Here is a 24,765-nt window from a genome sequence, read left to right on the forward strand (position 1 = left end):
GGCATGACGTGTTGTCGGGTTTTTAATGTTTAGTGCTGTTAAAAATCAGTCACTTATCATTTTGTGCCCTTAAAAAAAATGCGCCAGCATTTCTGCCGGCGCATCATCAAACTGTCACGAAATTAGTGGCTGAACTGGCGGAACAACGCCTTGCCTTTTAACAGGCGTAAGCCCAGCCAGCCGCCGCACAGCGAGAGCAGGAAGGCCCCGCACAGCGGCAGCATTACCCACAGCCGCCAGTCAGGGGTCCACGGGAAATCAAACACCTTCGTTTGCAACATCGCCAGCGCGACCTCCGCGCCGATGGCGGCGACAATTCCGGAGACCACCCCCAGCAACGCGAACTCCGCCCATAAGGTGGTTCGCAGCAGGGTTTTCCCGGCCCCCAACGTCCGCCAGACCACCAGCTCCTGATAGCGCTGGCGCAGGCCCACCTGCACCTGTGCCAGCAGCAACAGAATGCCGCAGGCGGTAACCAGCACCACCATCACCTCCAGCGCCCGGCTGACCTGAGTCAGCACCTGGCCCACCTGACGCAAAATAGCGCCAATATCCAGCAGGCTGACGGTCGGGAATTCGCGGTTAAGCTGGGTCAACAGCGTCGTGCCGTTATCCCAACGGAAGCTGGTCAGCCAGCTCTGCGGTTGACCATCGAGCGCTGCGGGCGGGAAAATAAAGAAGAAGTTTGGCCGCAGGCTCTCCCAGTCCACCTTCCGCACGCTGGTTACCCTGGCGCTGAAATCCTGGGTATCGCCGGTAAAGGTCACGCTGTCGCCGAGCTTCACGCCCAGCCGCTGCGCCAGCCCCTCTTCAATCGACACTTCCCCGGCTTTTGGCGGCCAGGTACCGGCCACCAGTGGGTTATGGTCCGGCCGCTCGCTGCGCCAGGTGAGATTCAGCTCGCGGTTCAGCGCTTCGTCTTTATTGCCCTCTGCCGACTGACCGTTAATTTGCGTCAGGCGGGCGCGTACAATCGGATAAAACTCGGTGGCCGTCACATGATGTCCGGCAAGGAACGCTTTCACCGGGTCGACCTGCTCCGGCGCGATGTTAATCAGGAAGTAGTTAGGGCTTTCCGGCGGCAGCTGCTGCTGCCAGCGATCCAGTAGATCGCCGCGCAGCACCAGCAGCAGCGCTAATAACATAAACGACAGCGAGAACGCCGCCAGCTGGCTCAGGGTCGACCACGGCTGGCGCAGCAGACGGTTCACCGCCAGGCGTAACGGCAGCGCCTTCAACGTTACCCGCTTCAGCAGCCACAGCAGCCCCCAGCCCAGCAGGCCGCACAGCAGCGCCAGCACCACCGCTCCCGCCAGAACCGCCCACAGCAACGGACTGCCGCCCATTAGCCACGCCAGCAGGATCACCACAATCACGCAGACCAGCGGAATATAGCGCTTCAGCGGCCAGACGTTGGCGACCACATCCTGACGCAATACCCGCAGCGGCAGGGTGGCCAGCAGCAGCCGATACGGGCGCAGCCCCACCAGCAGCGAAATCACCACCATCGCGCCGATGGCCCACAGCCACGGCCAGCCGCTGGCCGGCGGCAGTGCAGCCGGCAGTACTGGTTTTAGCATCACCAGCAAGATTTGCTCCAGCCCTACCCCCAGCGCACCGCCGGTAATCACCGCCAGCGCCAGCAGCATCAGCCACTGACCGACGATCAGCTTACGCAGCTGCGCTCGCCCGGCGCCAAGGGTTTTGAGGATCGCCACCAGGTCGTAACGGCTGCGGCAGTAGTGGCTCATGGCCACCGCCACTGCGGCAATCGCCAGCAGCAACGTCAGCAGTGCCGACAGCAGTAAAAATTGCTGCGAGCGCTCCAGCGATTTGCCTAAGGCGCTGTCATCCTGTTCGAGGCCAATCCAGCGGTGTTCCGGCCCCAGTTTTGGCAGCAGCCACTGTTCGTAGGCCGCCAGCTGCGGCGCGCTCCCGGCAAACTTATAGCGCCACGAGACGCGGCTGCCGGGCTGCACGGCCCCGGTTTTCGCCACGTCGGCGGTATTCATCATCAGCCGGGGCGCCATCTGGAAGGGGTTAAACCCGGCATCCGGCTCCTGAATAACCTCGCCGGAAATCCGCAGCGTGGCGTCACCCACATCGATGGTATCGCCGGTTTTGAGATTCAGCAGCGCCATCAGACGCGGCGCCAGCAGCACGCTGCCGGCCTGCGGTTTCAGGCCCGCTGGCTGGGTATCCAGCTTGCCGTAAAGCGGATAGGTATCGTCCACCGCCTTCACATCCGCCAGCTGCGGCGTGTTGCCGGCAAAGGTCATGGTGGCGAAATTGAGCTGCTCGCCGACGGTCAGGCCGAGCCGGCGCGCCTCGTCAATCCATGCAGCGGGCACTTCACGTGAACTGCGTAGCGTGCGGTCCCCGGCCATAAATTCGCGGCTTTGCTGACTGAGCCCCTTTTCCATCCTGTCGCTTATCGACCCCAGCGCCAGCACGCAGGCCACCGCCAGGCTTAACGCCAGCCAGACGATCAGCAGCGAAGGCGAACGCCATTCGCGCCAGAACCAGCGGGCAATCATGCTTCCTCCTGTAACTGGCCATCCACCAGCCGCAGGCGTCGATCGCAACGGGCCGCCAGCAGCGGATCGTGGGTCACCAGGATAAGCGTGGTGCCGTGTTCGCGATTGAGGGAGAACAGCAGATCGGCAATTTTGTCGCCGGTATGGCGGTCAAGGTTACCGGTCGGTTCGTCGGCAAACAGCAGGGCCGGGCGACCGTTAAAGGCACGGGCCAGCGCGACCCGCTGCTGCTCGCCACCAGAGAGCTGCGCCGGAAGATGGTGAAGGCGTTTGCCCAGTCCCAACTGCTCCAGCAACGCCTGGGCGCTGCCCCGGCTCTGGTTGTCGGTCTCACCGCGCAGCAGTGCCGGCAGTTCAACGTTTTCGAGGGCGTTAAGGGTTGGGATCAGCATAAACGATTGGAAGACAAAGCCGACATGCTTCGCGCGCAGGCGCGCCCTCGCCTCTTCATCCATAGTATGCAGCGGCTGCCCCAATAAGGAGACTTCACCGCTGCTGCCATCGTCCAGCCCGGCAAGAATGGCCAGCAGCGTTGATTTACCGGAACCCGACTCGCCAATCAGGGCGATGGTCTGCGCCGGTTTGACAACCAGCTCAACTCCGGTAAGGATGGAAAGCTGATGCTCTCCCTGACCGACGGACTTCTTAAGATGATGAACTTCAAGTATGTTTTCCGCTGGCATTTGCCTTTCCTGTTTTTGATTTTTTTTGTCTGCCGCGCCACGGCGGCAGAGAAGCTATTAGTGCTTGGCGATAGCCTTAGCGCTGGCTATCGGATGGCGGCCACCGCCGCATGGCCTGCGCTGCTCAATGACAAGTGGCAGGACAAAACGCCGGTGATCAACGCCAGCATCAGCGGCGACACGTCGCAGCAAGGGTTGGCAAGACTGCCCGCGCTGCTCAAACAGCATCAACCACGCTGGGTGCTGGTCGAACTAGGCGGCAACGACGGATTGCGCGGTTTCCCGCCGCAGCAAACCGAGCAAACTTTGCGTACCGTTATCCAGGATATCAAAGCCGCCAACGCCCGGCCGCTGCTGATGCAAATTCGCCTGCCCGCGAACTATGGCCGTCGGTATAATGAAGCCTTTGGCGCTATCTATCCGGCCCTGGCCAAAGAGTTTGATATTCCTCTGCTGCCCTTTTTTATGGAGGAGGTCTATCTGAAACCACAATGGATGCAGGATGACGGGATCCACCCTAATCGTGATGCCCAGCCTTTTATTGCCGACTGGATGGCAACCCGGTTGGCTCCCTTAGTTAATCATGACTCCTGATCCTCAGGCGTCGCTTGCAGGTAAAGTTATGCAAAAATCGGTTTTAGTTACCGGCTGTTCCAGCGGTATTGGTCTTGAAAGCGCGCTCGATTTAAAACGTCAGGGCTTTAACGTGCTGGCCGCCTGCCGCAAAGCGGAAGACGTGGCGCACATGCAGACCCTCGGGCTGACCGGTGTGCTGCTGGACCTCGACGATCCCCAGAGCGTGGAGCGCGCCGCCGAAGAGGTCATCGCCCTGACCAACAACCGTCTGTACGGCCTGTTTAACAACGCCGGATACGGGGTATATGGCCCGCTCGCCACCATCAGCCGTCAGCAGATGGAAGCGCAGTTTTCCGCCAACTTTTTTGGTGCCCATCAGCTGACGATGCTGCTGCTGCCGGCCATGGAGCCACACGGCGAGGGGCGCATTGTTATGACTTCCTCGGTGATGGGGATCATCTCCAGCCCCGGTCGCGGCGCCTACGCGGCCAGCAAATATGCGCTGGAAGCCTGGTCCGATGCGCTACGCATGGAACTGCGCTACAGCGGCATTAAGGTCAGCCTGATTGAGCCCGGCCCCATCAGCACCCGTTTTACCACGAACGTGAACCAGACCCAACGCGACAAGCCGGTGGAAAACCCGGGTATCGCCGCACGCTTTACCCTCGGCCCGGAAGCGGTAGTGGAAAAAGTGCGCCATGCTTTCACCAGCGAGAGACCAAAATTGCGCTACCCGGTCACCATGGTGACCCACGCGGTGACGCTGCTTAAGCGTCTGCTGCCCACGCGGATGATGGACAAAATTATTCAGGGCTGAGTTGAAGCTCCGGCTGCCGCCCCCATGTATATACCCAAAATAATTCGAGTTGCTTGTAGGCGGCAAAGCCGTAAATCCCCAGGAGCTTACACAGGTAAGTGACTGGGGTGAACGGGTGCAGCCAACACCCAGGCAGCTTGAAGGATGAAGGGTATACCCAAAATCGACTAAAGAGATGCGCTCATGTCAGTACAGAATGTTATCAATATCACCGAAGCTAACCTGCACCAGACGCTGGAACAATCCACGACTGCGCCGGTACTGTTTTATTTCTGGTCAGCACGCAGCCAGCACTGCGAGCAGCTGACGCCGGTTCTGGAAGGACTGGCCGCGCAATATAACGGTCAGTTTACCCTGGCGAAGGTGGACTGCGACGCCGAGCAGATGCTCGCCTCTCAGTTTGGCCTGCGCTCTATCCCGACGGTTTACCTGTTCCAGAACGGCCAGCCGGTTGACGGCTTCGAAGGCCCGCAGCCGGAATCGGCCATCCGCGCGCTGCTGGATAAAGTCCTGCCGCGTGAAGAAGAACTCAAAGCCCAGCAGGCGCTGGCGCTGATGCAGGAAGAGAAATATCTGGAAGCACTGCCGCTGTTGAAAGACGCGTGGCAGCTGTCAAATCAGGATAGCCAGATTGGCCTGCTGCTGGCGGAAACGCTGATCGAGCTACAGCGCTCTGACGAAGCCGAAGCGGTGCTGAAAACCGTGCCGATGCAGGATCAGGACACCCGTTTCCAGGGGCTGGTCGCGCAGATTGAACTACTGAAACAGGCCGCGGACACCCCGGAAATTCAGCAGCTGCAACAGCAGGTTGAACAGAATCCCGATGATGCGTCCCTGGCGGCCCAACTGGCACTGCAGCTGCATCAGGTCGGTCGTAACGACGAAGCGCTGGCGCTGCTGTTCAGCCACCTGCAGAAAGATTTGGACGCCGGTGACGGCCAGGTTCGTAAAATGCTGCAGGAGATCCTTGCCGCGCTGGGTACCGGCGACGCGTTAGCCGCGAAGTACCGTCGTCAGCTCTATTCCCTGCTGTACTGATCGTCACGCCCCGCACGTCTCCCCGGTGGCGCTTCGCTGACCGGGCTACGGATCTTACCCTGTAGCCCGGCACCGCCTCCGGGGCTGTAACTTATGCACTTTTTTTCAACTGCGTCACCACCAGCTGATGGCGAGCGTTGAAGAACTTCCGGTAGGTCAGATACCCGGCGATAATCGTCGAAAGACTGGCGGTCGACAGCAGCATAAACGTCACCATAATCTGATACTTAATCGCCTTCACCGGGTCGATCCCGGCAAAAATCAACCCCGACATCATGCCGGGCAAACTCACCAGCCCAACCGTTTTGGCCGAATCTATCGTCGGTATCAACGAGGCGCGAATGCTGTCGCGAATTAGCCCTGCCGCCGCCATTTTCGGCGTGGCACCAAGGCTGAGCTTCTCCTGAATTTGCTGCTGCTCGCTGCTAAAGCGCTGGCCCATATTGTTGTAGCACAGCCCGACCGCCACCATCGCGTTGCCGGCCACCATGCCGGCGATGGGGATCACCTGCATCGGCACAAACGTAATCGACCCCGAAAAGACCAGCACCGCCAGCGTCAGCCCGGCGCCGGTGGTAATCGCAATAAATGACGATATAAAGGCCTTATCAATATATTTACTGCGCTTTTGCGCATTCCACGCCGCGTTAAAGCAAATAAACAACACCATTAACAACGTCAGCAGTACGTGGTTAACATTAAAAATATATTTCAGAACGTAGCCGACAATAATCAGCTGGACCACCGCCCGACACACGCTCCAGATAATATCTTTTTCCAGCGCCAGCTTTTCCCGATAGCTCACGATAATAGCGATCAACACCAGAACCATCGAAAGCGCCAGCGACTCATTGGTAATATTATGCCCGTTCATGGCTCACCTCCTGAACATTACCCGCCGCCGGCTGCAAGGTTATCACTTCATCGGCATGGGCAATCTCATTGCTATCGTGGGTGACCCACAGCACCGCCATATTTTTTTCCTTCACATAACCATGAATAATATCGTTGACGTTGCGTTTATTGTTTTCATCCAGCGCGCTGGTCACCTCATCCAGCAGTAAAATCTGCGGCAGAAACTGCAGATTACGGATTAACGACACGCGCTGTTTTTCACCGCCGGAAAGCTCGTGGATCGATTTTTCTAGCGTATTCGCGGCAAGATCGAAGCGCTGTAAATCAGCGATCAGCGCCGCAGGGTCCGGTTGCTGCTGACGGATCTGCCAGGGGAATATGAGATTGTCATACACCGAGTCGCCAAACAGCGCCGGGGTCTGGGCGCAATAAGAGACCTGCTGGCGGTAAGTTTCCGGGGAGAGCGTCGTAATATCCCGGTCCTTAAAAAAAAGGTGCCCCGACGTTGGGCTAAGTAACGACGCGATAATTTTTAGCAACGTACTTTTTCCACAGCCGGAAGGTCCGGTGATCAGCGTAAATTCGCCCGACCGAAGCTGAAGATTGATATTATTCAGGATGATCGTCTCATCGCTGCGAAAACCCACATTTTCAAGACGCAAAATAGCGTTATTGTCCGTCATTATTGATCCACTTAAGTTTGCAAAACTCTGGTAGTTTACTCCACTTTTCTTTCACCAGGATGAGGAGAAAGATATACTCAGTTTAAACATGCGCTTTTTTTCCCGGCGCGTCATCAGGCTATAAAACAGGAGGTTTTTGATGCTGATTTTTATCCCAGTCCTCATTTTTGTCGCACTGGTTATTGTGATCGCCGGCGTAAAAATTGTCCCGCAGGGCTACCAGTGGACCGTCGAGCGTTTCGGCCGCTATACCATGACGCTACAGCCAGGCATGAGTCTGGTGGTGCCGTTTATGGACCGCATCGGCCGTAAAATTAATATGATGGAACAGGTGCTGGATATTCCCTCGCAGGAGGTCATTTCCCGCGATAACGCCAACGTCACTATCGATGCCGTCTGTTTTATTCAGGTTATTGACGCGCCAAAAGCGGCCTATGAGGTCAGTAATTTGCAGCTCGCCATCATCAACCTGGCGATGACCAACATTCGTACGGTCCTCGGTTCGATGGAGCTCGACGAAATGCTCTCCCAGCGCGACAGCATCAACACCCGCCTGCTGCATATTGTCGATGAAGCCACCAACCCGTGGGGCGTGAAGATTACCCGCGTCGAAATTCGCGACGTGCGCCCGCCGGCGGAGCTTATCTCCTCGATGAACGCCCAGATGAAGGCCGAGCGTACCAAACGTGCCTACATTCTTGAAGCCGAAGGGATACGCCAGGCGGAAATCCTCAAGGCCGAAGGGGAAAAACAGTCGCAGATCCTTAAGGCGGAAGGTGAACGCCAGTCGGCCTTCTTGCAGGCCGAGGCCCGCGAACGTTCCGCCGAAGCGGAAGCCCGCGCGACGCAGATGGTCTCATCGGCGATTGCCTCCGGGGATATCCAGGCCATTAACTACTTCGTTGCCCAGAAATATACCGATGCGCTGCAGAAAATTGGTTCCGCCGATAACAGCAAAGTGGTGATGATGCCGCTTGATGCCAGCAGCCTGATGGGCTCGATTGCCGGGATCAGTGAACTGATCAAAGAAGGGTCCGGCGAACGGAAAAAATCATGATTGCGCTCATTATTGCCCACCCGCATCTGTTCTGGCTGAGCCTCGGCGGGCTGTTGCTGGCGGCGGAAATGCTGGGCGGCAACGGCTATCTGCTGTGGAGCGGCGTCGCTGGCGTGATCACCGGGTTGTTGACCTGGATGTTACCTTTCGGCTGGGAGTGGCAAGGGACGCTGTTTGCCACCCTGACTATGCTGGCAGCCTGGCTGTGGTCGCACTGGCTGCGCAGGCAGGTGGCGCGACAGAAGCCCGCCGACGCGCAGCTCAATCAGCGAGGAAATCAGCTGATTGGCCGCACTTTTATGCTGGAGAATGCTTTGGTGAACGGACGCGGTCATGTTCGCATCGGCGACAGCTCATGGCCGGTGATCGCCGATGAAGACCTTGCCGCCGGCAGCCGCATTGAGGTGCTGGCCGTTGAAGGGATTACGCTGCGGATCCGCGCCGTGACGCCTCGCGGCTAAGCCTGGGCCTTGCGATGGCAGCAGCCGGAAAGATTGTCGATAATCGGGCAATCCGCGCTGTCATCGCCGGGGCAGGATTCCGCCAGCGCCAGCAGGTGGCTGCGCATACTTTGCAATTCGCTGATGTGCCGCTCGATATCGGCCACTTTCTCCAGCGTCCGTCGTTTGACGTCGGCACTATGCCGCGACGGATCGTTAAACAGAAAGATCAGTTCACGACACTCCTCAAGATTAAACCCAACCTGCCGCGCCTGGCGCAGTAAGGTCAGTTCATCCAGATGCCGTTGGCTGTAGCTACGGTAGCCGTTATCGCTGCGCAGCGGCGGCGTGACCAGCCCCTTCTCTTCATAAAAGCGAATCGCTTTACTGGTTAAGCCGGTTTTTTTTGCCACATCGCTGATATTCACATGTCCTCCACCAGTTGGCCGCCTACAGAGCATCATTATACCCCACTTCCCTCCATCGCCCACCACGCAACGTCTCAGAAAACCGCCCTCTTTTCTGAGTAGCGCGTCCGGAGCATCATTTTTTGTAACAATCGCCTGTTATAAGTGATCGTTTTCGCAATTTTGAATCTTTTATCTTTTAATTCTACGCGGGTAGAATTATTAATTTATGCGAAAAATACAATATCTACGCGAGTAGAATTCAAAAAGTTAAAACCTGTGACTTTTGTCGACAGCTTACTTCAAGGAGTTCTTATGAACACACATTCATCCTCTGTTCCCCTGACTGACAGCCAGCAGGCTGCCCAAGAGCGTCTGGAAACACCCGAAGGGCGCCAGGAATTCTGGCGAGCGACATTTTCCTGCTGGTTAGGCACGACAATGGAATATGCCGATTTTGCCCTCTACGGACTTGCCGCTGGCATTATCTTTGGCGATGTATTTTTCCCACAAGCCACCCCTGTCATGGCGCTTCTCTCCAGCTTTGCCGCTTATTCCGTTGGTTTTATTGCTCGCCCCATCGGCGCGCTTCTGTTTGGCTGGATAGGCGACCGGCACGGTCGTAAAATTGTCATGGTGATCACCATCGGCTTGATGGGATTATCAACTATGTTAATCGGCTTAATTCCCAGTTACGCGCAAATTGGCGTATGGGCACCAGCATGCCTGGTTATTCTGCGATTCTCTCAAGGGCTAGGGGCCGGAGCAGAACTTTCCGGCGGCACCGTGATGCTTGGTGAATACGCCCCCGTGAAGCGCCGCGGTCTGGTCTCTTCCATTATTGCTCTCGGTTCCAACAGCGGCACCTTACTGGCTTCTCTGGTCTGGCTCATCGTATTACAGATGGACAAAGATGCTTTGCTCAGTTGGGGATGGCGCATTCCTTTCCTCTGTAGCATTCTCATCGCCGCGACGGCGCTGTTCATTCGCCGCCATATACGTGAAACACCGGTCTTTGAACGCCAAAAAGAGCTTCTCAGAGCTGAACGTGAAAAATCGCTGCTCCGCGGCCAGGAAATGAAACAGCACGACACTCGTAGCTTCTGGCGGCGTACCCGTGCGTTCTGGATGATGGTCGGCTTACGCATCGGCGAAAATGGCCCTTCCTACCTCGCTCAGGGCTTTATCATTGGCTATGTCGCAAAGGTTCTGATGGTTGATAAATCGGTCCCAACGGTGGCGGTATTTATCGCGTCTATTCTGGGGTTTGCCATTATTCCGTTGGCGGGTTGGCTTTCCGATCGCTTCGGCAGACGCATCATCTATCGTTGGTTTTGTTTATTACTGATCCTTTACGCATTTCCGGCCTTTATGCTCCTCGACTCCCGTGAACCGTGGATTGTTATCCCCACCATAATTACCGGTATGGGACTCGCTTCGTTGGGTATTTTCGGTGTCCAGGCGGCCTGGGGCGTTGAGCTTTTTGGCGTAACTAACCGCTATACCAAAATGGCCTTCGCCAAAGAGTTGGGCTCGATTATGTCGGGCGGTACCGCGCCGCTGGTGGCCTCGGCGCTGCTCTCGTTCTACGGACACTGGTGGCCTATTGCAGTCTACTTCTCATTGATGGCCACCATTGGTCTGGTGACCACCTTTTTCGCCCCAGAAACGCGCGGACGGGATCTCAATTTACCCGAGGACGCAATTTGAGCGCAGAGAACGGTGGGTGTGCGCTCTTTACCGAAGATTTTTGGGTTACAACACCTTATGCTGTGCGGAAAAGAGAATGCTCTGAACTCAACCAGGTAGGTGCCTCGTGACCCAATCACATTCACAACGCGTAACACGTTCCGATGTCGCAAAAGAGGCGGGAACATCTGTCGCCGTCGTGAGTTACGTTATTAATAACGGTCCACGCCCCGTCGCTGAAGCAACCCGACAACGCGTATTGCAGGCGATTAAGAAAACCGGTTACCGACCCAATGGTATCGCCCGCGCTCTGGCTTCGGGGAGCACGCAAACCTATGGGCTTGTGGCTCCGGATATCTCAAACCCGTTTATTGCCTCCATGGCACACGCCCTGCAGCGCGAAGCGTTTGCTGACGGAAAAGTTCTCCTGCTGGGGGATGCTGGCGACAACAGTGGGCGTGAGCGTGAACTGATCAACAATATGCTCAATCGCCAGGTCGACGGTCTGATTTATACCAGCGTTGACCGGCATCCGTATATTGAGTTGATTGAGCAAAGCGGCACCCCCTGCGTGATGTTAGATCGCGTCGATGCTGGATTAAACGTCAGCGTTATTCAGGTGGATGAACAGCTGGCGGCCTGGCAGGTGACGAAACATCTTATCGATCACGGCTACCGCGATATCGGCATTATCTGTGGCCCGCGTGAAATGCTCAACACCCAGGATCGTATTCGGGGATGGCAGTTAGCGCTGGAAGAATCGTCGCTCGCTGTCACTCCGGCCTGGATTTTTTCGACCAACTATACGCGGGCTGGAGGCTATGAAGCGGCAAAGCGTATGTTGCAGGGTAATCCTCCGCGTGCATTGTTCGCCACTAATGAGCAGCAGGCACTCGGCTGCTTACGCGCGCTGGCAGAGCACGGGCTGCGTGTTCCCCAAGATGTAGCGCTGGTCTGTTTTAATGCAACACAAGAATCGGCTTACAACGTCCCTTCCTTAACAGCCGTCCGCCAGCCCGTCGACAAAATGGCTCGGGCGGCGGTCGACATGCTGAAAAATTGGGATGGCAAGGTTCGCCGCGTTGAATTTGAGTTTTATTTACAAGTGGGAGAGTCGTGTGGCTGCCAGGGAAATGAAGTACAACCTGAGACAAGATGAAAATGAATCCATGCGCGTGATTATCGACTGCGATCCGGGAAACGGTGTTCCGGGCGCCAATATCGATGACGGTCTGGCACTGGCGCTGGCGATTGCCGCACCGCAAATTACTCTGGAAATGATCACCATTGTGGCAGGTAATACACCGGTAGAAACCGGCTACGCCGTCGCCAGAGACCTCGTCCAACAGTTAGATATCTCCGTTTCGGTTTACCGCGGCGCCGCCCGAGCCCTTAGAGAAGACCCGCACCCCTGGCGCGAAAAACTCGACCATGGCGTGGATCGCTCTGGCTTACGCCAGCTATGGTCAGACGTCCCCCCGCCACCAACGTGCCATGCCGTGCGGCCTCTGGCGCCTCAAGCCATTGGCGAGCTAATCTACAATTATCCCGGTGAGATAACACTGATTGCCACCGGGCCACTCACTAATGTGGCAATGGCGCTGCAACTCTATCCCGAAATCGTTCATAAGGTTAAAAACATCGTGATCATGGGAGGGGTGTTCAACGTTACGGGCTATATAAAGGACACAAATTTTGGTTTGGATCCTGAGGCGGCACACTGCGTCCTCACCAGCGGTGCACCTGTCATACTGGTGCCGATGGATGTCACCACGAAAACACAAATGCTTCATAGCGATCTGGATCGTCTGACAGCGGTAAAAAACGGACTTAGCCGCTACCTGGCCCAGACCATTCGCCCGTGGATCACCTACTCAATGCAAACCCGTAACCTGCCCGGTTGTTGGATTCATGATGTTTTAACCGTTGCCTGGTTACTTGATCCGACAATGGCGACGACGACAGAAGATTACCTCGATGTCTCTCTGGAAGGCATCACTCGCGGTATGACCTGCCGCTATGGGCGTGATGGTCTGCGCCTGGATGTAGGTATCCCCGAACCGCAAGGCACGACAATACGCATTCTCGAAAGTATCGATAACAACCATCTTCTGGCGCTGCTCGAACACTATATTCACCGTTACAACACCTAGTGTTCCGGCATTGGCAAGAGGAATGTCATGCGCTTCGCGGGCAGGTTTTTATGGAGGAAAAATGAATACGTTAGCGACCATCTTATCCGGTGGGGGAGAATCTATTTTCATTACGCTATGCAAAATTGGTGTGGCTTTTATTCTCGGTGGAATCATCGGCCTGGAGAGAGAATCAAAAGGTAAGCCGGTTGGCTTTAAAACCTGCGTGATTATTTCCGTAGCCAGTTGCGTTCTGACGATCGTCTCGATCCAATCAGCAGAATATTACGCTGAGATCTCTGTCAATATCCGCAGCGATCCTATGCGACTAGCGGCACAGATCATCAGCGGCGTCGGATTTCTCGGCGCGGGCGTGATCCTCCACCGACATGATGATGCGATATCCGGGCTGACGACAGCAGCAATAGTATGGGCTTCCGCAGGAGTAGGCATTACCAGCGGCGCGGGTTTTTATCTTCATGCCCTTCTCGCCACAGGATTATTCCTGTTGGCAATCAAGCTCAGTTATTTCGTCATCTTTTTACAAACTAAAAACCAGTCACCCGGTAAAGTAAAAATCCGTATTATTCTTGATGAAAAATCCGGCTTAAAAACGCTAATAGAGAGTATTACGCAGCAAAAAAATATTATCGAAGCCATCACGATTCGTGATTTAAAAAAAGGAAAAATAGAGGTCAACCTCAAAGTAATAATTAGAAGAAAAATGACCTTACCCGAACTGTACAGCAACCTTTCCTCTCTAGAACATGTCTGCGCGATTGCGCTGGAACACTAAAAACGTCCCCCACATAAACACCTTGACCTTCCCCTTGCTGGAAGGTTTAACCTTCATAATACTCGATGAAAGGGTTGGTTCGGTCAGTCATTGACCGGGTAATTATACAGGAGATTTAGTATGTCTAACACTATCGACCTGACGCTCGACGGCCTCAGCTGCGGTCATTGCGTCAAACGCGTTAAAGAGAGCCTGGAGCAACGTCCTGACGTTGAACAGGCAGAGGTGACCATCACCGAAGCGCACATTACCGGCAGCGCCAGCGCAGAGGCGTTAATCGACACCATTCAGAAAGCCGGATACGGCGCGGAGCTCAGCCACCCAAAGGCTAAACCGCTGGCGGAATCGATAACCCCGTCGGAAGCACTGACAGCGGCCTCTTCTGAGCTTCCGGTAGCCCATGATGAAGATGACAGTCAACAGTTGCTGATCAACGGCATGAGCTGCGCCAGCTGCGTCTCCCGGGTACAAAACGCGCTTGCCGCGGTGCCGGGCGTGGTACAGGCACGGGTAAACCTCGCGGAACGCACTGCGCTGATTATGGGCAGCGCGTCCGCCACTGAATTAGTCAAGGCGGTGGAGAAGGCCGGCTACGGCGCAGAAGCGATCGAAGATGACCTGGAACGCCGCGAACGGCAGCAGGAAACCGCCATCGCCACCATGAAACGTTTTCGCTGGCAGGCGATAGTCGCGCTGCTGGTCGGTGTCCCGGTGATGGTCTGGGGGATGATCGGCGACAACATGATGGTCTCCGACGATAACCGTTCCCTGTGGCTGGTTATCGGCCTGGTCACCCTGGCGGTGATGGTCTTTGCCGGCGGGCACTTCTATCGCAGCGCGTGGAAAAGCCTGAGAAACGGCACCGCCACCATGGATACGCTGGTGGCGCTAGGAACCGGCGTCGCCTGGCTCTACTCGATGAGCGTCAACCTGTGGCCGCAGTGGTTCCCGATGGAAGCGCGCCATCTCTATTATGAAGCCAGCGCGATGATCATCGGTTTGATTAACCTTGGCCATATGCTGGAGGCCCGCGCCCGCCAGCGCTCCTCCAAAGCGCTGGAAAAACTGCTCGACCTGACGCCACCGTCGGCACGGGTTGTCACCGAAGAAGGCGAAAAAAGCGTACCGCTGGCTGACGTGCAGCCGGGGATGACCCTGCGCCTGACCACCGGCGACCGCGTCCCGGTAGATGGAGTGATAAGTCAGGGCGAAGCCTGGCTGGATGAAGCCATGCTGACCGGCGAGCCGATCCCCCAACAGAAAGCGGACGGCGATACGCTGCATGCCGGTACGGTTGTTCAGGACGGAAGCGTGCTCTTTACCGCCAGCGCCGTCGGTAGCCAGACCACCCTCGCCCGTATTATTCGCATGGTGCGTCAGGCACAAAGCAGCAAACCGGAAATCGGCCAGCTGGCGGATAAAATCTCTGCCGTGTTCGTGCCGGCAGTGGTGGCGATTGCGCTGTTCAGCGCGGCCATCTGGTACTTCTTCGGGCCGGCGCCGCAAATTGTCTACACCCTGGTAATTGCTACCACGGTGCTGATTATCGCCTGTCCTTGTGCGCTGGGCCTGGCGACACCGATGTCGATTATCTCCGGGGTCGGTCGCGCCGCTGAATATGGCGTACTGGTCCGCGACGCCGATGCGCTGCAGCGCGCCAGTCAGCTGGATACTATCGTGTTTGATAAAACCGGTACCCTCACCGAAGGTAAACCGCAGGTGGTGGCGGTGAAAACCTTTACCAACATTGATGAGGCCACCGCACTGCGCCTGGCGGCGGCGCTGGAGCAAGGTTCCAGCCACCCACTGGCCCGGGCGATTCTGGAAAAAGCGGCCGACAGCCAGCTGCCGATCGTCAATAACTTCCGGACCCTGCGCGGGCTGGGGGTCAGCGGCGCAGCGGAAGATCGCACGCTGCTGCTGGGTAACCAGGCACTGCTCAATGAACAGAACATTGCCACCGCCGAGGTGGAGCACGAGATAACCACCCAGGCCTCGCAAGGGACCACGCCGGTACTGCTGGCGGTTGATGGCCAGGTTGCTGCGCTGTTCGCCATTCGTGACCCGCTGCGTAGCGATAGCGTCGCCGCGCTGGCTCGCCTGCATCGCCAGGGCTACCGTCTGGTAATGCTGACCGGGGACAACCCGACAACCGCCAACGCCATCGCCAAAGAGGCAGGCATTGACGAGGTCATTGCCGGTGTGCTGCCGGATGGTAAAGCCGATGCGATCAAGCGTCTGCAAAGTCAGGGACACCAGGTGGCGATGGTGGGCGACGGTATCAACGATGCCCCGGCACTGGCCCAGGCTGACGTCGGAATTGCGATGGGTGGCGGGAGCGATGTAGCCATTGAGACCGCGGCGATTACCCTGATGCGCCATAGTCTGAACGGCGTTGCCGATGCGCTGGCCATTTCGAAAGCCACGCTGCGCAACATGAAGCAGAACCTGCTGGGGGCATTCGTTTACAACTCGCTGGGTATTCCGATTGCTGCCGGGATTTTATGGCCGCTGACCGGTACTCTGCTCAACCCGGTAGTGGCGGGCGCAGCCATGGCGCTGTCGTCCATTACCGTGGTCAGCAACGCCAACCGTCTGCTGCGCTTTAAACCGAAAGACTAGATGTTATAACCCATACGCGCTAGCATGAAGGCTTCACACTACGGAGCGCGTATGGGCCTGTTAAACCGAATAAAAATGCTGTGGCGAGCCGCCGTCGGCTCGTCTTATTCCTGGCCTGCTTTGGATATCACCCTTCCCGGAAAGCGTTATCTGCATCTGGTTGGCAGTATCCATATGGGCACCCGCGACATGTCCCCTCCCCCTGCCAGACTGCTGAAAAAAATTCGCCAGGCCGACGCGCTCATCGTCGAGGCGGATATTTCCGGCAACGAAACCCCCTTCAGCGACCTTCCCGTCTGTCCTCCCCTTGCGGAGCGCTTAACCGCGGAACAGATCGTTGAGCTGGAAGCCCGCGCGGCGGAAATGGGGCTTTCGACGGCGCTGTTTGACAGCCAGCCGTTGTGGCAGGTCGCCATGGTCCTGCAGGCAACGCAGGCTCAGAAGCTGGGACTGCGCCCGGATTACGGTATTGATTACCAGTTGCTGATGGCGGCGCGCGAGCATCATGTGCGGGTGATGGAGCTTGAAGGCACCGACAGCCAGATTGCGCTGTTGCGCGACCTGCCGGATGGCGGGCTGGCGCTGCTGGACGACACTCTGACCCATTGGCACACTAACGCCCGTCTTCTGCAGGTGATGATCGGCTGGTGGCTGGAGCAACCGCCGGCCAAAGGTGCCACCGTTTTGCCGACCACCTTCAGCCAGTCGCTGTACGATGTGCTGATGCACCAGCGCAACCTGGCGTGGCGCGAGACGCTGCTGGCGCTGCCGCCGGGGCGCTATGTCGTCGCCGTTGGCGCGCTGCATTTATACGGGGAAGGAAATCTGCCTGATATGCTGACGTAAAAAAATGGCCAATATTTCTATTGGCCCGTCAAAGAGGAATTTCATCATTATTATTATCCCGGAATTTACATTCCGGATCGTTCGATTGTCGCTCAAAGTAACCATCACTGCCAATACTATTGCGCAAGATAGTACTATTTTTTACACATTCGACAGGCGTATCCTGAGCGCACCTGAGATCGGTTGGTAAGAAGGACAGATATGACTCCCGCCGTTAAGTTACTCGAAAAAAACAAGATTGCCTTTAAGATTCACAGCTACGATCACGACCCCAATGAAACCAACTTTGGTGACGAGGTGGTGCGCAAACTGGGGCTGAATGCGGACCAGGTATATAAGACGTTGCTGGTCGCGGTGAACGGGGATATGAAGCATCTGGCCGTGGCGGTGACGCCGGTGGCCGGGCAGCTGGATTTAAAAAAGGTGGCCAAAGCCCTGGGCGCAAAGAAAGTGGATATGGCAGACCCGATGGTCGCCCAGCGCGTCACCGGCTATCTGGTGGGCGGTATCAGCCCGCTTGGGCAGAAAAAGCGCCTGCCAACGGTAATCGATGCCCCCGCCCAGGAGTTTGCCACCATCTATATTTCCGGCGGCAAACGCGGGCTGGATATTGAGCTGGCGGCCAGTGATCTGGCGAAGACCCTTGGGGCCACCTTCGCCGATATCGCCCGTCGCGATTAATCTCGCCCCCGCGCATACATCAGAAAACCCCGGAGGCGGCGCAAGCGCCTGTCCGGGCTACAAAACCCAAAACCGCACAGACCTGTAGCCCGGTCAGCGCAGCGCCACCGGGGCATTCCCGGAGGCGGCGCAGGCGCCTGTCCGGGCTACAAAACCCAAAACCGCACAGGCCTGTAGCCCGGTCAACGTAGCGCCACCGGGGCATTCCCGGAGGCGGCGCAGGCGCCTGTCCGGGCGACAAAACCCAAAACCGCACAGGCCTGTAGCCCGGTCAACGTAGCGCCACCGGGGCATTCCCGGAGGCGGCGCAGGCGCCGTGTCCAGGCGACAAAACCCAAAACCGCACAGACCTGTAGCCCGGTCAGCGCAGCGCCACCGGGGCATTCCCGGAGGCAGCGCAAGCGCCTGTCCGGGCTACAAAACCCAAAACCGCACAAGCCGTAGCCCGGTCAGCGTAGCGCCACCGGGGAGTGCCTCCGGCGTTACTGCCAGCTCACCTCGCCTTGCGGCTCATAAGCTGCCGCGTCCAGCGGCGAGTTCTTCTGAATATACTCTTTCAGGACTTCGGCATCGATAAACCCGGTATTGACGTAGCCGGGTTTGGTATCAATATGCGGATAGCCATCACCGCCGGTCCCGTTGAAGCTCAACGTTGCCATACGGTAGGTCTTCGCCGGATCGACCGGTTCACCTTTGATTTTCAAATCATTGAGCTTGCCGTCTTTCGCCACGAAGCTGACGTTGGCGAACTGCGGATAAGCACCGGAATCCGGCTTCATCTGCGCCACCGCCGTCAGATACTGCGTCACTTCCTGGCCGTTCATATCGACATACACCAGCACGTTGCCGAACGGCTGCACCTTCATCACATCTTTATAAGTGATGTCGCCCGCCTCGATGGAATCACGGATACCGCCGCCACTCATTACGGCGAAATCGGCATTGCTGCGCGCCATTTGTGCCGCCAGCAGCAGATGTCCCATATTGGTCTGCACAAAACGAACCTTGCTGCGATCGCCCTCAAGATGCCCGTTGACGCTGCCGATTTTCACCTGCAGCTGCGCTTTGCCCTTATTCTGGAACGGCGTCAGCAGTGACAGCATCTGCGGGTTCTCGACAATTTGCGGCGTATAGAGCACGCGTTCGCTCTGGCCGTTATCGTAGGTGACCTTCTTCTTCAGGTTGACCGGGATCAGCTGATAGTGCACCAGCTTCATTTCGCCGTTGCGGAACTCAAAATCCGCGCGGCCTACGTATTTGCCCCACTCATGGGCCTGAACGATCCAGATACCGTTCTGCTTGTCCGGCGCGCACGGCGTTCCCGGCACATAATCGACCTGCTTTTTATTCTCCGACGCCATACAGACCGGATCCTGCGAATGGCCGCCGACGATCATCGCCAGCGATCCCGCTGGCAGGCTACGGGCCATTTCGACATCGCCCGGGGCATTCGAACCGTGATTCCCGTTGTCATAGTGGCCCATGTGGGTGGTCGCCAGGATCACATCCGGTTTTTCAGTCTGCTGCAGCTCCTGGATAACCAGTTTGGCTTCATCCGCCGGCTTGCGGAATTCGATATCAGTGAAATACTCCGGGTTACCGATTTTCGCCGTATCATCGGTAGTCAGGCCAATGACCGCAATTTTCAATCCACCGCGTTTAAACAGCGCCCAGGGTTTGAACAGCCGCTCGCCGGTGCTTTTCTGGTAGATGTTGGCAGAAAGGAACGGGAATTTAGACCACTTTTCCTGCTGGCGCAGCACGCTGAGCGGGTTATCGAACTCATGGTTCCCCACCGCCATCGCGTCATAGCCAATCAGGTTCATGCCGCGAAAATCCGGCTCGGCGTCCTGCAGATCCGACTCAGGTACGCCGGTATTAATATCGCCGCCGGATAACAACAGAACGCTGCCACCCTCAGCCGCAACCTCTTTGCGAATACCGTCCACCAGCGTTTTTTGCGCGGCCAGACCATATTCCCCGTAGTCACTACGCCAGAAATGGCCATGGTGATCGTTGGTATGCAGGATGGTAATGTTATAGGTTTTATCCTGCTCGTAAGCCTGTGCAGACAAGCTCCCCAGCGACAGCGCGGCGAGTAACCCCAGCGCCACGCTCCGTTTTAAAAAATGCATCTCTCTCTCCCTGACTCAATATACAAGTGCTGAAAGTATAGCGAGTTACATCCCCTGACAAATATGTTTTCCGAATTGAGACTTCCTTCAAACCTTAGGGGCAGGTATGTTAGTCAGATAATAATTACACCTGCATCCACAATAACACTCTCTAAGTGAACCTATGGCGACGAATCAGACTATCCAACCCTTATCCGGCCCCGCTGCTGCGCCGCAAAAAGCACGCACGTCATTTGGCATCCTGGGGGCTATCAGCCTTTCCCATCTGCTTAACGATATGATCCAGTCGCTGATTCTGGCGCTTTACCCGCTGCTACAGTCGGAATTTTCCCTGACCTTCGTGCAGATCGGCATGATCACCCTGACCTTCCAGCTGGCCTCTTCGCTGTTGCAGCCGGTGGTCGGCTACTGGACCGATAAACACTCGATGCCGTGGTCGCTGCCCGTCGGCATGTGCTTCACGCTCTGCGGCCTGGTGCTTCTGGCGCTGGCGGGAAGTTTCGGGATGGTGCTGCTCGCTGCCGCGCTGGTGGGTATCGGCTCGTCGGTGTTCCACCCGGAGTCGTCGCGCGTGGCACGCATGGCCTCCGGTGGCCGTCACGGTCTGGCTCAGTCGCTGTTCCAGGTGGGCGGTAACTTCGGTAGCTCACTGGGTCCGTTGCTGGCGGCGGTGATTATCGCTCCCTACGGCAAAGGCAACGTCGCCTGGTTTGTTCTGGCCGCGCTGCTGGCTATCGTGGTACTGCTGCAAGTCAGCCGCTGGTATGCCGCGCAGCACCGAATGAATAAAGGCCAACCTAAGACTATCGTCGCCAGCCCGCTGCCAAAGAATAAGGTGATTCTGGCGGTCGGGATCCTGCTGATGCTGATTTTCTCGAAATATTTCTATATGGCGAGCATTAGCAGCTATTACACCTTTTATCTGATGCATAAATTCGGATTATCGATCCAGAATGCCCAGATTCACCTGTTTATCTTCCTGTTTGCCGTCGCGGCAGGCACGGTGATTGGCGGGCCTGTCGGCGATAAAATTGGGCGTAAATATGTTATTTGGGGCTCTATCCTCGGCGTCGCGCCCTTTACCCTTATTTTGCCGTATGCCACGCTGGAATGGACCGGGATTTTAACCATGATTATTGGTTTTGTCCTCGCGTCGGCGTTTTCCGCTATTTTAGTGTACGCTCAGGAGCTGATGCCGGGGCGTATCGGCATGGTTTCTGGTCTGTTTTTCGGTTTTGCCTTTGGGATGGGTGGCCTTGGCGCCGCGGTGCTGGGGCTGTTAGCGGACCATACCAGTATCGAACTGGTCTATAAAATCTGCGCTTTCCTGCCACTTATCGGCATATTGACGATATTCCTCCCTGACAACCGCCATAAATCTTAAATATCCGGCGGCTAAAGTGAAACTTTGGCCGCCAACATCCCTGATACCATCAGCACTTCTGCGTATTATCTGCCGTCGTTTTCCCGTCTGTGCTTTTTTGCGTGCTAATTCCCTTTTTCTGCATAATTCAACAATTATTCATAAACAAAACAGCCAAAACTGTCATAAACTATTACTCGGTTTTTTAGGTTTATACGCAAAATCATTCGGGTTAGTTCAAAGCGAACGCAGAGGCGCCTGATGGATGCAGTGCCTGAAAATGGACTGGCTCACCACATACAAGGAGACGGAATGCACCACGCAACACCGCTTATCACCACCATTGTCGGCGGGCTGGTCCTCGCTTTTATATTCGGCATGATTGCCAATAAGTTACGTATTTCTCCACTGGTGGGATATCTGTTAGCAGGTGTGTTATCCGGTCCCTTTACCCCAGGCTTCGTTGCCGATACCAAGCTAGCGCCAGAACTGGCCGAGCTGGGCGTCATCTTGTTGATGTTTGGCGTCGGGCTGCACTTCTCTTTAAAGGATTTGATGGCGGTAAAGTCCATCGCCATTCCCGGCGCGATTGCCCAGATAGCTGTGGCAACGCTGTTGGGTATGGCGCTGTCAGCCGTGCTAGGCTGGTCGTTGATGACCGGCATCGTGTTTGGCCTGTGTCTTTCTACCGCCAGTACCGTGGTGCTGCTGCGCGCGTTGGAAGAACGGCAACTGATTGACAGTCAACGAGGGCAAATCGCCATCGGCTGGCTGATCGTCGAAGATTTAGTGATGGTGCTGACCCTCGTTCTGCTGCCCGCCGTCGCCGGGATGGCAGAAAAAGGCGACGTCGGCCTGGCCTCGCTGGCCGTCGATATGAGCATCACCATCGGGAAAGTGATCGCCTTTATCGCCATTATGATGCTGGTTGGCCGTCGTCTGGTGCCGTGGATTATGTCCCGCAGCGCCGCCACCGGGTCCCGCGAACTGTTTACTCTGTCGGTGCTGGCCCTGGCGCTCGGCATCGCCTTCGGGGCGGTTGAGCTGTTCGACGTCTCCTTCGCGCTCGGTGCCTTCTTCGCCGGCATGGTGCTGAATGAATCCGAACTCAGCCACCGCGCCGCGCACGATACGCTGCCGCTGCGTGATGCCTTTGCGGTTCTGTTCTTTGTCTCCGTTGGCATGCTGTTCGACCCGATGATCCTGCTGGAACAGCCGCTGGCGGTCCTGGCAACCCTGGTGATCATTATCTTCGGTAAGTCTGTCGCTGCCTTTTTCCTCGTGCGGATGTTCGGCCACTCGCCGCGCACTGCGCTGACTATCGCCGCCAGCCTTGCGCAAATCGGTGAGTTCGCCTTTATTCTGGCCGGGCTTGGTATGGCGCTGGATCTGCTGCCGCAGGCCGGGCAAAATCTGGTGCTGGCCGGGGCGATTATCTCGATCATGCTCAACCCGGTGCTGTTCACCCTGCTGGAAAAATACCTCGATAAAACCGAAACCCTCGACGAGCAAACCCTCGAAGAAGTCCTCGAAGAAGAGAAACAAATTCCGGTCGATATATGCAACCACGCGCTGCTGGTCGGCTTCGGGCGCGTCGGGAGTCTGCTGGGTGAAAAACTGATGGCCCAGGGGATCCCGCTGGTGGTGATCGAAACCTCCCGCACCCGGGTGGACGAACTGCGCGCACGGGGTATCCGCGCCGTGCTGGGCAATGCCGCCAATGAAGAGATCATGAATCTGGCGCATCTGGATTGTGCCCGCTGGCTGCTGCTGACCATCCCTAACGGCTATGAGGCCGGAGAGATCGTCGCCTCAGCGCGAGAGAAATGCCCGAACATCGAAATTATTGCCCGCGCCCATTACGATGATGAAGTGGACTATATTACCGAACGTGGGGCGAATCAGGTGGTCATGGGCGAGCGAGAAATCGCCCGCGCGATGCTGCTGCTGCTGGAAACGCCGCCGGCAGGTGAAGTGGTCACCGGATAACGGTTGTTTACGGCGTCTTAGCAGGCCTCTCCAGAACGGAGAGGCGCTTGCGCAAAGGATGTCTGTCCCTGTAGTTCCCCTCCAGCCCGGCGAGGGGACAACGCACTTAACGTTCCCAGTATGCCTCTTCCAGGCTATCTTCCCGTTCCGGCAGGCCACGGCTTAAGCGCGGCGAATGCTGGTTTAAGACCTGATAGCTCACCCGGTTAGCATATTTGCACACCTGCGCCAGCGACGAGTAGGTCAGCCATTTGCACTTGTGCTTGCTGGAGTTCGGAACGTTGTTACGGTGATAGTTGTTAGCCGTGATGTCATGCAGCAGCGCCGCCAGCGCGCCATCACCCGCGCCGTTGGTATTCATGATTTTCTCAGGGCCGCCCATGTAGGGCGCAATATGCGAGTAGATCCGCAGCGGATTCTCACAATCCTGATGACGCATGGCGCGGCTGAATTCAAACTGGTTAAATTCGGCAATCGCCCCTGGCAGCAGCGGATGTTGGGTTTTACGCCGGGCTTCCTCTTCGGTGAAACCAGCCATATACAAGCCCGCAGGCCCCGCAGTGCACAGCACCAGATCCACCCACTCCAGCGCCTTATCGGAGGCCAGCAGCGGATCGGACAGGCCGGTTAATGCTTCCGCCTCTTCTTCGTTCATCGCCAGGATGGAGACGTGCTCCGTCAGGAACTGTTGCCACCATTCCGGGTTGTCGGCAATCACATACTTGGTGCCCAGCGTCAACACCACCGGGACGTCATGCTTTTTGGCATATTCGATGGCTTTCATCGTGGCATCCGGCATCGGCTCACCCGGCTTGCAGCGCACCAGATAAGAGGTCAGCACCAGCGCGGAGGCGCCAGCAATCACCGCTTCCGGGACACTTTCCGGACGCAGCTTATTCATGTGGCCCGGGCTGATCGCAAAGGTGCGTTCGCCGGCATCGCTAATCAGAGTAAAACAGCGGCCAATCGCCCCGTCCACGCCTTGCAGGTAGTTCAGGTCGGTACGGCTGGAGGTGTTGCACAGATAGCGGTAGGCGTAGCCGCCGATTTCGATATTGCTGCACATGACGCCGAGCAGCACCGAGCGGTCATCCGCCAGCACAGAATAGTTGTGCATGGTATTGCCGATCGTCCCACCGGCAAACTGATGGGTAATCAGGTTATCGCGGAGCAGTTCCTGATACAGCGCTTCGGCGACGTCATCTTCAATCACCAGAGAGTGGCCGGCACTCAGGCCATAGCGCTGGATAAACGCCTCATCGACTTTCGCTTCGATATCGACCAGCGTTTGGTCGATACCCACCACCCAGGCGATGTTAGATTCATTTTCCGGCTGAATTTGTTGCAGCAGCGGATCGCGCGCATTAACGGGAAAATAGTGTTTGGATTTGCGTTTACCGGGAAATTTCATAGTGGTGA

Annotated in this window: 21 protein-coding genes; 14 read left to right on the forward strand and 7 right to left on the reverse strand. The window is 56.7% G+C overall.

Translation table 11 applies throughout. The annotated features are described in order from the left end of the window. Positions 1 to 122 precede the first annotated feature (122 nt). Complete coding sequence (gene ybbP / locus HF679_RS12590; RefSeq protein WP_154143531.1) at positions 123 to 2,537, reverse strand: putative ABC transporter permease subunit YbbP; 2,415 nt, start codon at positions 2,535 to 2,537, stop codon at positions 123 to 125. After that, on the reverse strand, positions 2,534 to 3,220 hold the full coding sequence (gene ybbA, locus HF679_RS12595; RefSeq protein WP_123755766.1) for a putative ABC transporter ATP-binding protein YbbA: 687 nt from the start codon (positions 3,218 to 3,220) through the stop codon (positions 2,534 to 2,536). Before ybbA ends, ybbP begins: the two co-directional genes overlap by 4 nt. Between ybbA and tesA the strand changes: the two genes are divergently transcribed. The 3 genes from tesA to HF679_RS12610 all read left to right on the forward strand — a co-directional run bounded on the left by tesA (position 3,191) and on the right by HF679_RS12610 (position 5,651). After that, entirely contained in the window at positions 3,191 to 3,814 is a 624-nt protein-coding gene (gene tesA / locus HF679_RS12600) for a multifunctional acyl-CoA thioesterase I/protease I/lysophospholipase L1 (protein WP_187043054.1), read from the forward strand. The genes ybbA and tesA overlap by 30 nt on opposite strands. Beyond that, positions 3,804 to 4,613 carry an SDR family oxidoreductase gene (locus tag HF679_RS12605; RefSeq protein WP_187042101.1) on the forward strand — a complete coding sequence of 270 codons (810 nt, stop codon included), beginning with the start codon at positions 3,804 to 3,806 and terminating at the stop codon, positions 4,611 to 4,613. The genes tesA and HF679_RS12605 overlap by 11 nt, the downstream gene beginning before the upstream one ends. 183 nt (positions 4,614 to 4,796) lie before the next feature. Next, positions 4,797 to 5,651, forward strand: coding sequence for a thioredoxin family protein (locus tag HF679_RS12610; protein ID WP_123755763.1), 855 nt, complete (start codon positions 4,797 to 4,799; stop codon positions 5,649 to 5,651). A 91-nt stretch (positions 5,652 to 5,742) separates the two neighbouring features. Here the strand turns inward: HF679_RS12610 and fetB are convergent, their stop codons facing one another. Next, on the reverse strand, positions 5,743 to 6,525 hold the full coding sequence (fetB, locus tag HF679_RS12615; protein WP_123755762.1) for an iron efflux ABC transporter permease subunit FetB: 783 nt from the start codon (positions 6,523 to 6,525) through the stop codon (positions 5,743 to 5,745). Continuing rightward, the gene (gene fetA / locus HF679_RS12620) at positions 6,512 to 7,189 is read right to left on the reverse strand and encodes an iron efflux ABC transporter ATP-binding subunit FetA (protein WP_187042102.1); all 678 of its coding nucleotides are present in this window, start codon (positions 7,187 to 7,189) and stop codon (positions 6,512 to 6,514) included. The genes fetB and fetA overlap by 14 nt, the downstream gene beginning before the upstream one ends. Before the next feature lie 139 nt (positions 7,190 to 7,328). On the opposite strand from fetA, the gene HF679_RS12625 reads away from it, so the two are divergent. Both HF679_RS12625 and HF679_RS12630 read left to right on the forward strand, forming a co-directional pair. Further along, positions 7,329 to 8,246, forward strand: coding sequence for an SPFH domain-containing protein (locus HF679_RS12625; protein ID WP_123755760.1), 918 nt, complete (start codon positions 7,329 to 7,331; stop codon positions 8,244 to 8,246). Continuing rightward, positions 8,243 to 8,707, forward strand: a complete 465-nt coding sequence (locus HF679_RS12630) for an NfeD family protein (RefSeq protein ID WP_123755759.1) — start codon at positions 8,243 to 8,245, stop codon at positions 8,705 to 8,707. The genes HF679_RS12625 and HF679_RS12630 overlap by 4 nt, the downstream gene beginning before the upstream one ends. Here HF679_RS12630 and cueR read toward each other — a convergent pair. Continuing rightward, a complete protein-coding gene (cueR, locus tag HF679_RS12635) occupies positions 8,704 to 9,114 on the reverse strand; it encodes a Cu(I)-responsive transcriptional regulator (RefSeq protein ID WP_123755758.1) in 411 nt (136 codons plus the stop codon). The two genes, HF679_RS12630 and cueR, sit on opposite strands and share 4 nt — an antisense overlap. A 294-nt stretch (positions 9,115 to 9,408) precedes the next feature. On the opposite strand from cueR, the gene HF679_RS12640 reads away from it, so the two are divergent. The 7 genes from HF679_RS12640 (at position 9,409) to ybaK (ending at position 17,859) form a co-directional block, all read left to right on the forward strand. Next, positions 9,409 to 10,803, forward strand: coding sequence for an MFS transporter (locus HF679_RS12640; protein WP_123755757.1), 1,395 nt, complete (start codon positions 9,409 to 9,411; stop codon positions 10,801 to 10,803). Between the two features lie 106 nt (positions 10,804 to 10,909). Then, entirely contained in the window at positions 10,910 to 11,941 is a 1,032-nt protein-coding gene (locus HF679_RS12645; RefSeq protein ID WP_123755756.1) for a LacI family DNA-binding transcriptional regulator, read from the forward strand. Further along, positions 11,916 to 12,935 (forward strand): nucleoside hydrolase, encoded by a 1,020-nt coding sequence (locus tag HF679_RS12650; protein WP_123755755.1) that lies wholly within the window; start codon positions 11,916 to 11,918, stop codon positions 12,933 to 12,935. The genes HF679_RS12645 and HF679_RS12650 overlap by 26 nt, the downstream gene beginning before the upstream one ends. A gap of 61 nt (positions 12,936 to 12,996) precedes the next feature. Next, positions 12,997 to 13,710 carry an MgtC/SapB family protein gene (locus tag HF679_RS12655; protein WP_123755754.1) on the forward strand — a complete coding sequence of 238 codons (714 nt, stop codon included), beginning with the start codon at positions 12,997 to 12,999 and terminating at the stop codon, positions 13,708 to 13,710. 120 nt (positions 13,711 to 13,830) lie between these two features. Next, the gene (copA, locus tag HF679_RS12660) at positions 13,831 to 16,332 is read left to right on the forward strand and encodes a copper-exporting P-type ATPase CopA (protein WP_187042103.1); all 2,502 of its coding nucleotides are present in this window, start codon (positions 13,831 to 13,833) and stop codon (positions 16,330 to 16,332) included. A 51-nt stretch (positions 16,333 to 16,383) separates the two neighbouring features. Next, positions 16,384 to 17,178, forward strand: coding sequence for a TraB/GumN family protein (locus HF679_RS12665; protein WP_123755752.1), 795 nt, complete (start codon positions 16,384 to 16,386; stop codon positions 17,176 to 17,178). Positions 17,179 to 17,379: 201 nt separating this feature from the next. Then, positions 17,380 to 17,859 (forward strand): Cys-tRNA(Pro)/Cys-tRNA(Cys) deacylase YbaK, encoded by a 480-nt coding sequence (gene ybaK, locus HF679_RS12670; protein WP_123755750.1) that lies wholly within the window; start codon positions 17,380 to 17,382, stop codon positions 17,857 to 17,859. A 482-nt stretch (positions 17,860 to 18,341) separates the two neighbouring features. Here the strand turns inward: ybaK and ushA are convergent, their stop codons facing one another. Continuing rightward, complete coding sequence (ushA, locus tag HF679_RS12675) at positions 18,342 to 19,994, reverse strand: bifunctional UDP-sugar hydrolase/5'-nucleotidase UshA (RefSeq protein WP_123755749.1); 1,653 nt, start codon at positions 19,992 to 19,994, stop codon at positions 18,342 to 18,344. Between the two features lie 163 nt (positions 19,995 to 20,157). Here ushA and HF679_RS12680 point away from each other — a divergent pair, with 163 nt between their 5' ends. Both HF679_RS12680 and ybaL read left to right on the forward strand, forming a co-directional pair. Next, positions 20,158 to 21,378, forward strand: a complete 1,221-nt coding sequence (locus tag HF679_RS12680; RefSeq protein WP_123755748.1) for an MFS transporter — start codon at positions 20,158 to 20,160, stop codon at positions 21,376 to 21,378. 291 nt (positions 21,379 to 21,669) lie between these two features. Further along, a complete protein-coding gene (ybaL, locus tag HF679_RS12685; RefSeq protein ID WP_123755747.1) occupies positions 21,670 to 23,346 on the forward strand; it encodes a YbaL family putative K(+) efflux transporter in 1,677 nt (558 codons plus the stop codon). Positions 23,347 to 23,452: 106 nt separating this feature from the next. Here ybaL and HF679_RS12690 read toward each other — a convergent pair whose 3' ends face one another. After that, positions 23,453 to 24,757 (reverse strand): inosine/guanosine kinase, encoded by a 1,305-nt coding sequence (locus HF679_RS12690; protein WP_123755746.1) that lies wholly within the window; start codon positions 24,755 to 24,757, stop codon positions 23,453 to 23,455. Positions 24,758 to 24,765: the final 8 nt, after the last annotated feature.

This window comes from Enterobacter sp. JUb54, assembly GCF_014298075.1.
In the GTDB taxonomy this organism is placed as follows: Bacteria; Pseudomonadota; Gammaproteobacteria; order Enterobacterales; family Enterobacteriaceae; genus Klebsiella; species Klebsiella lignicola.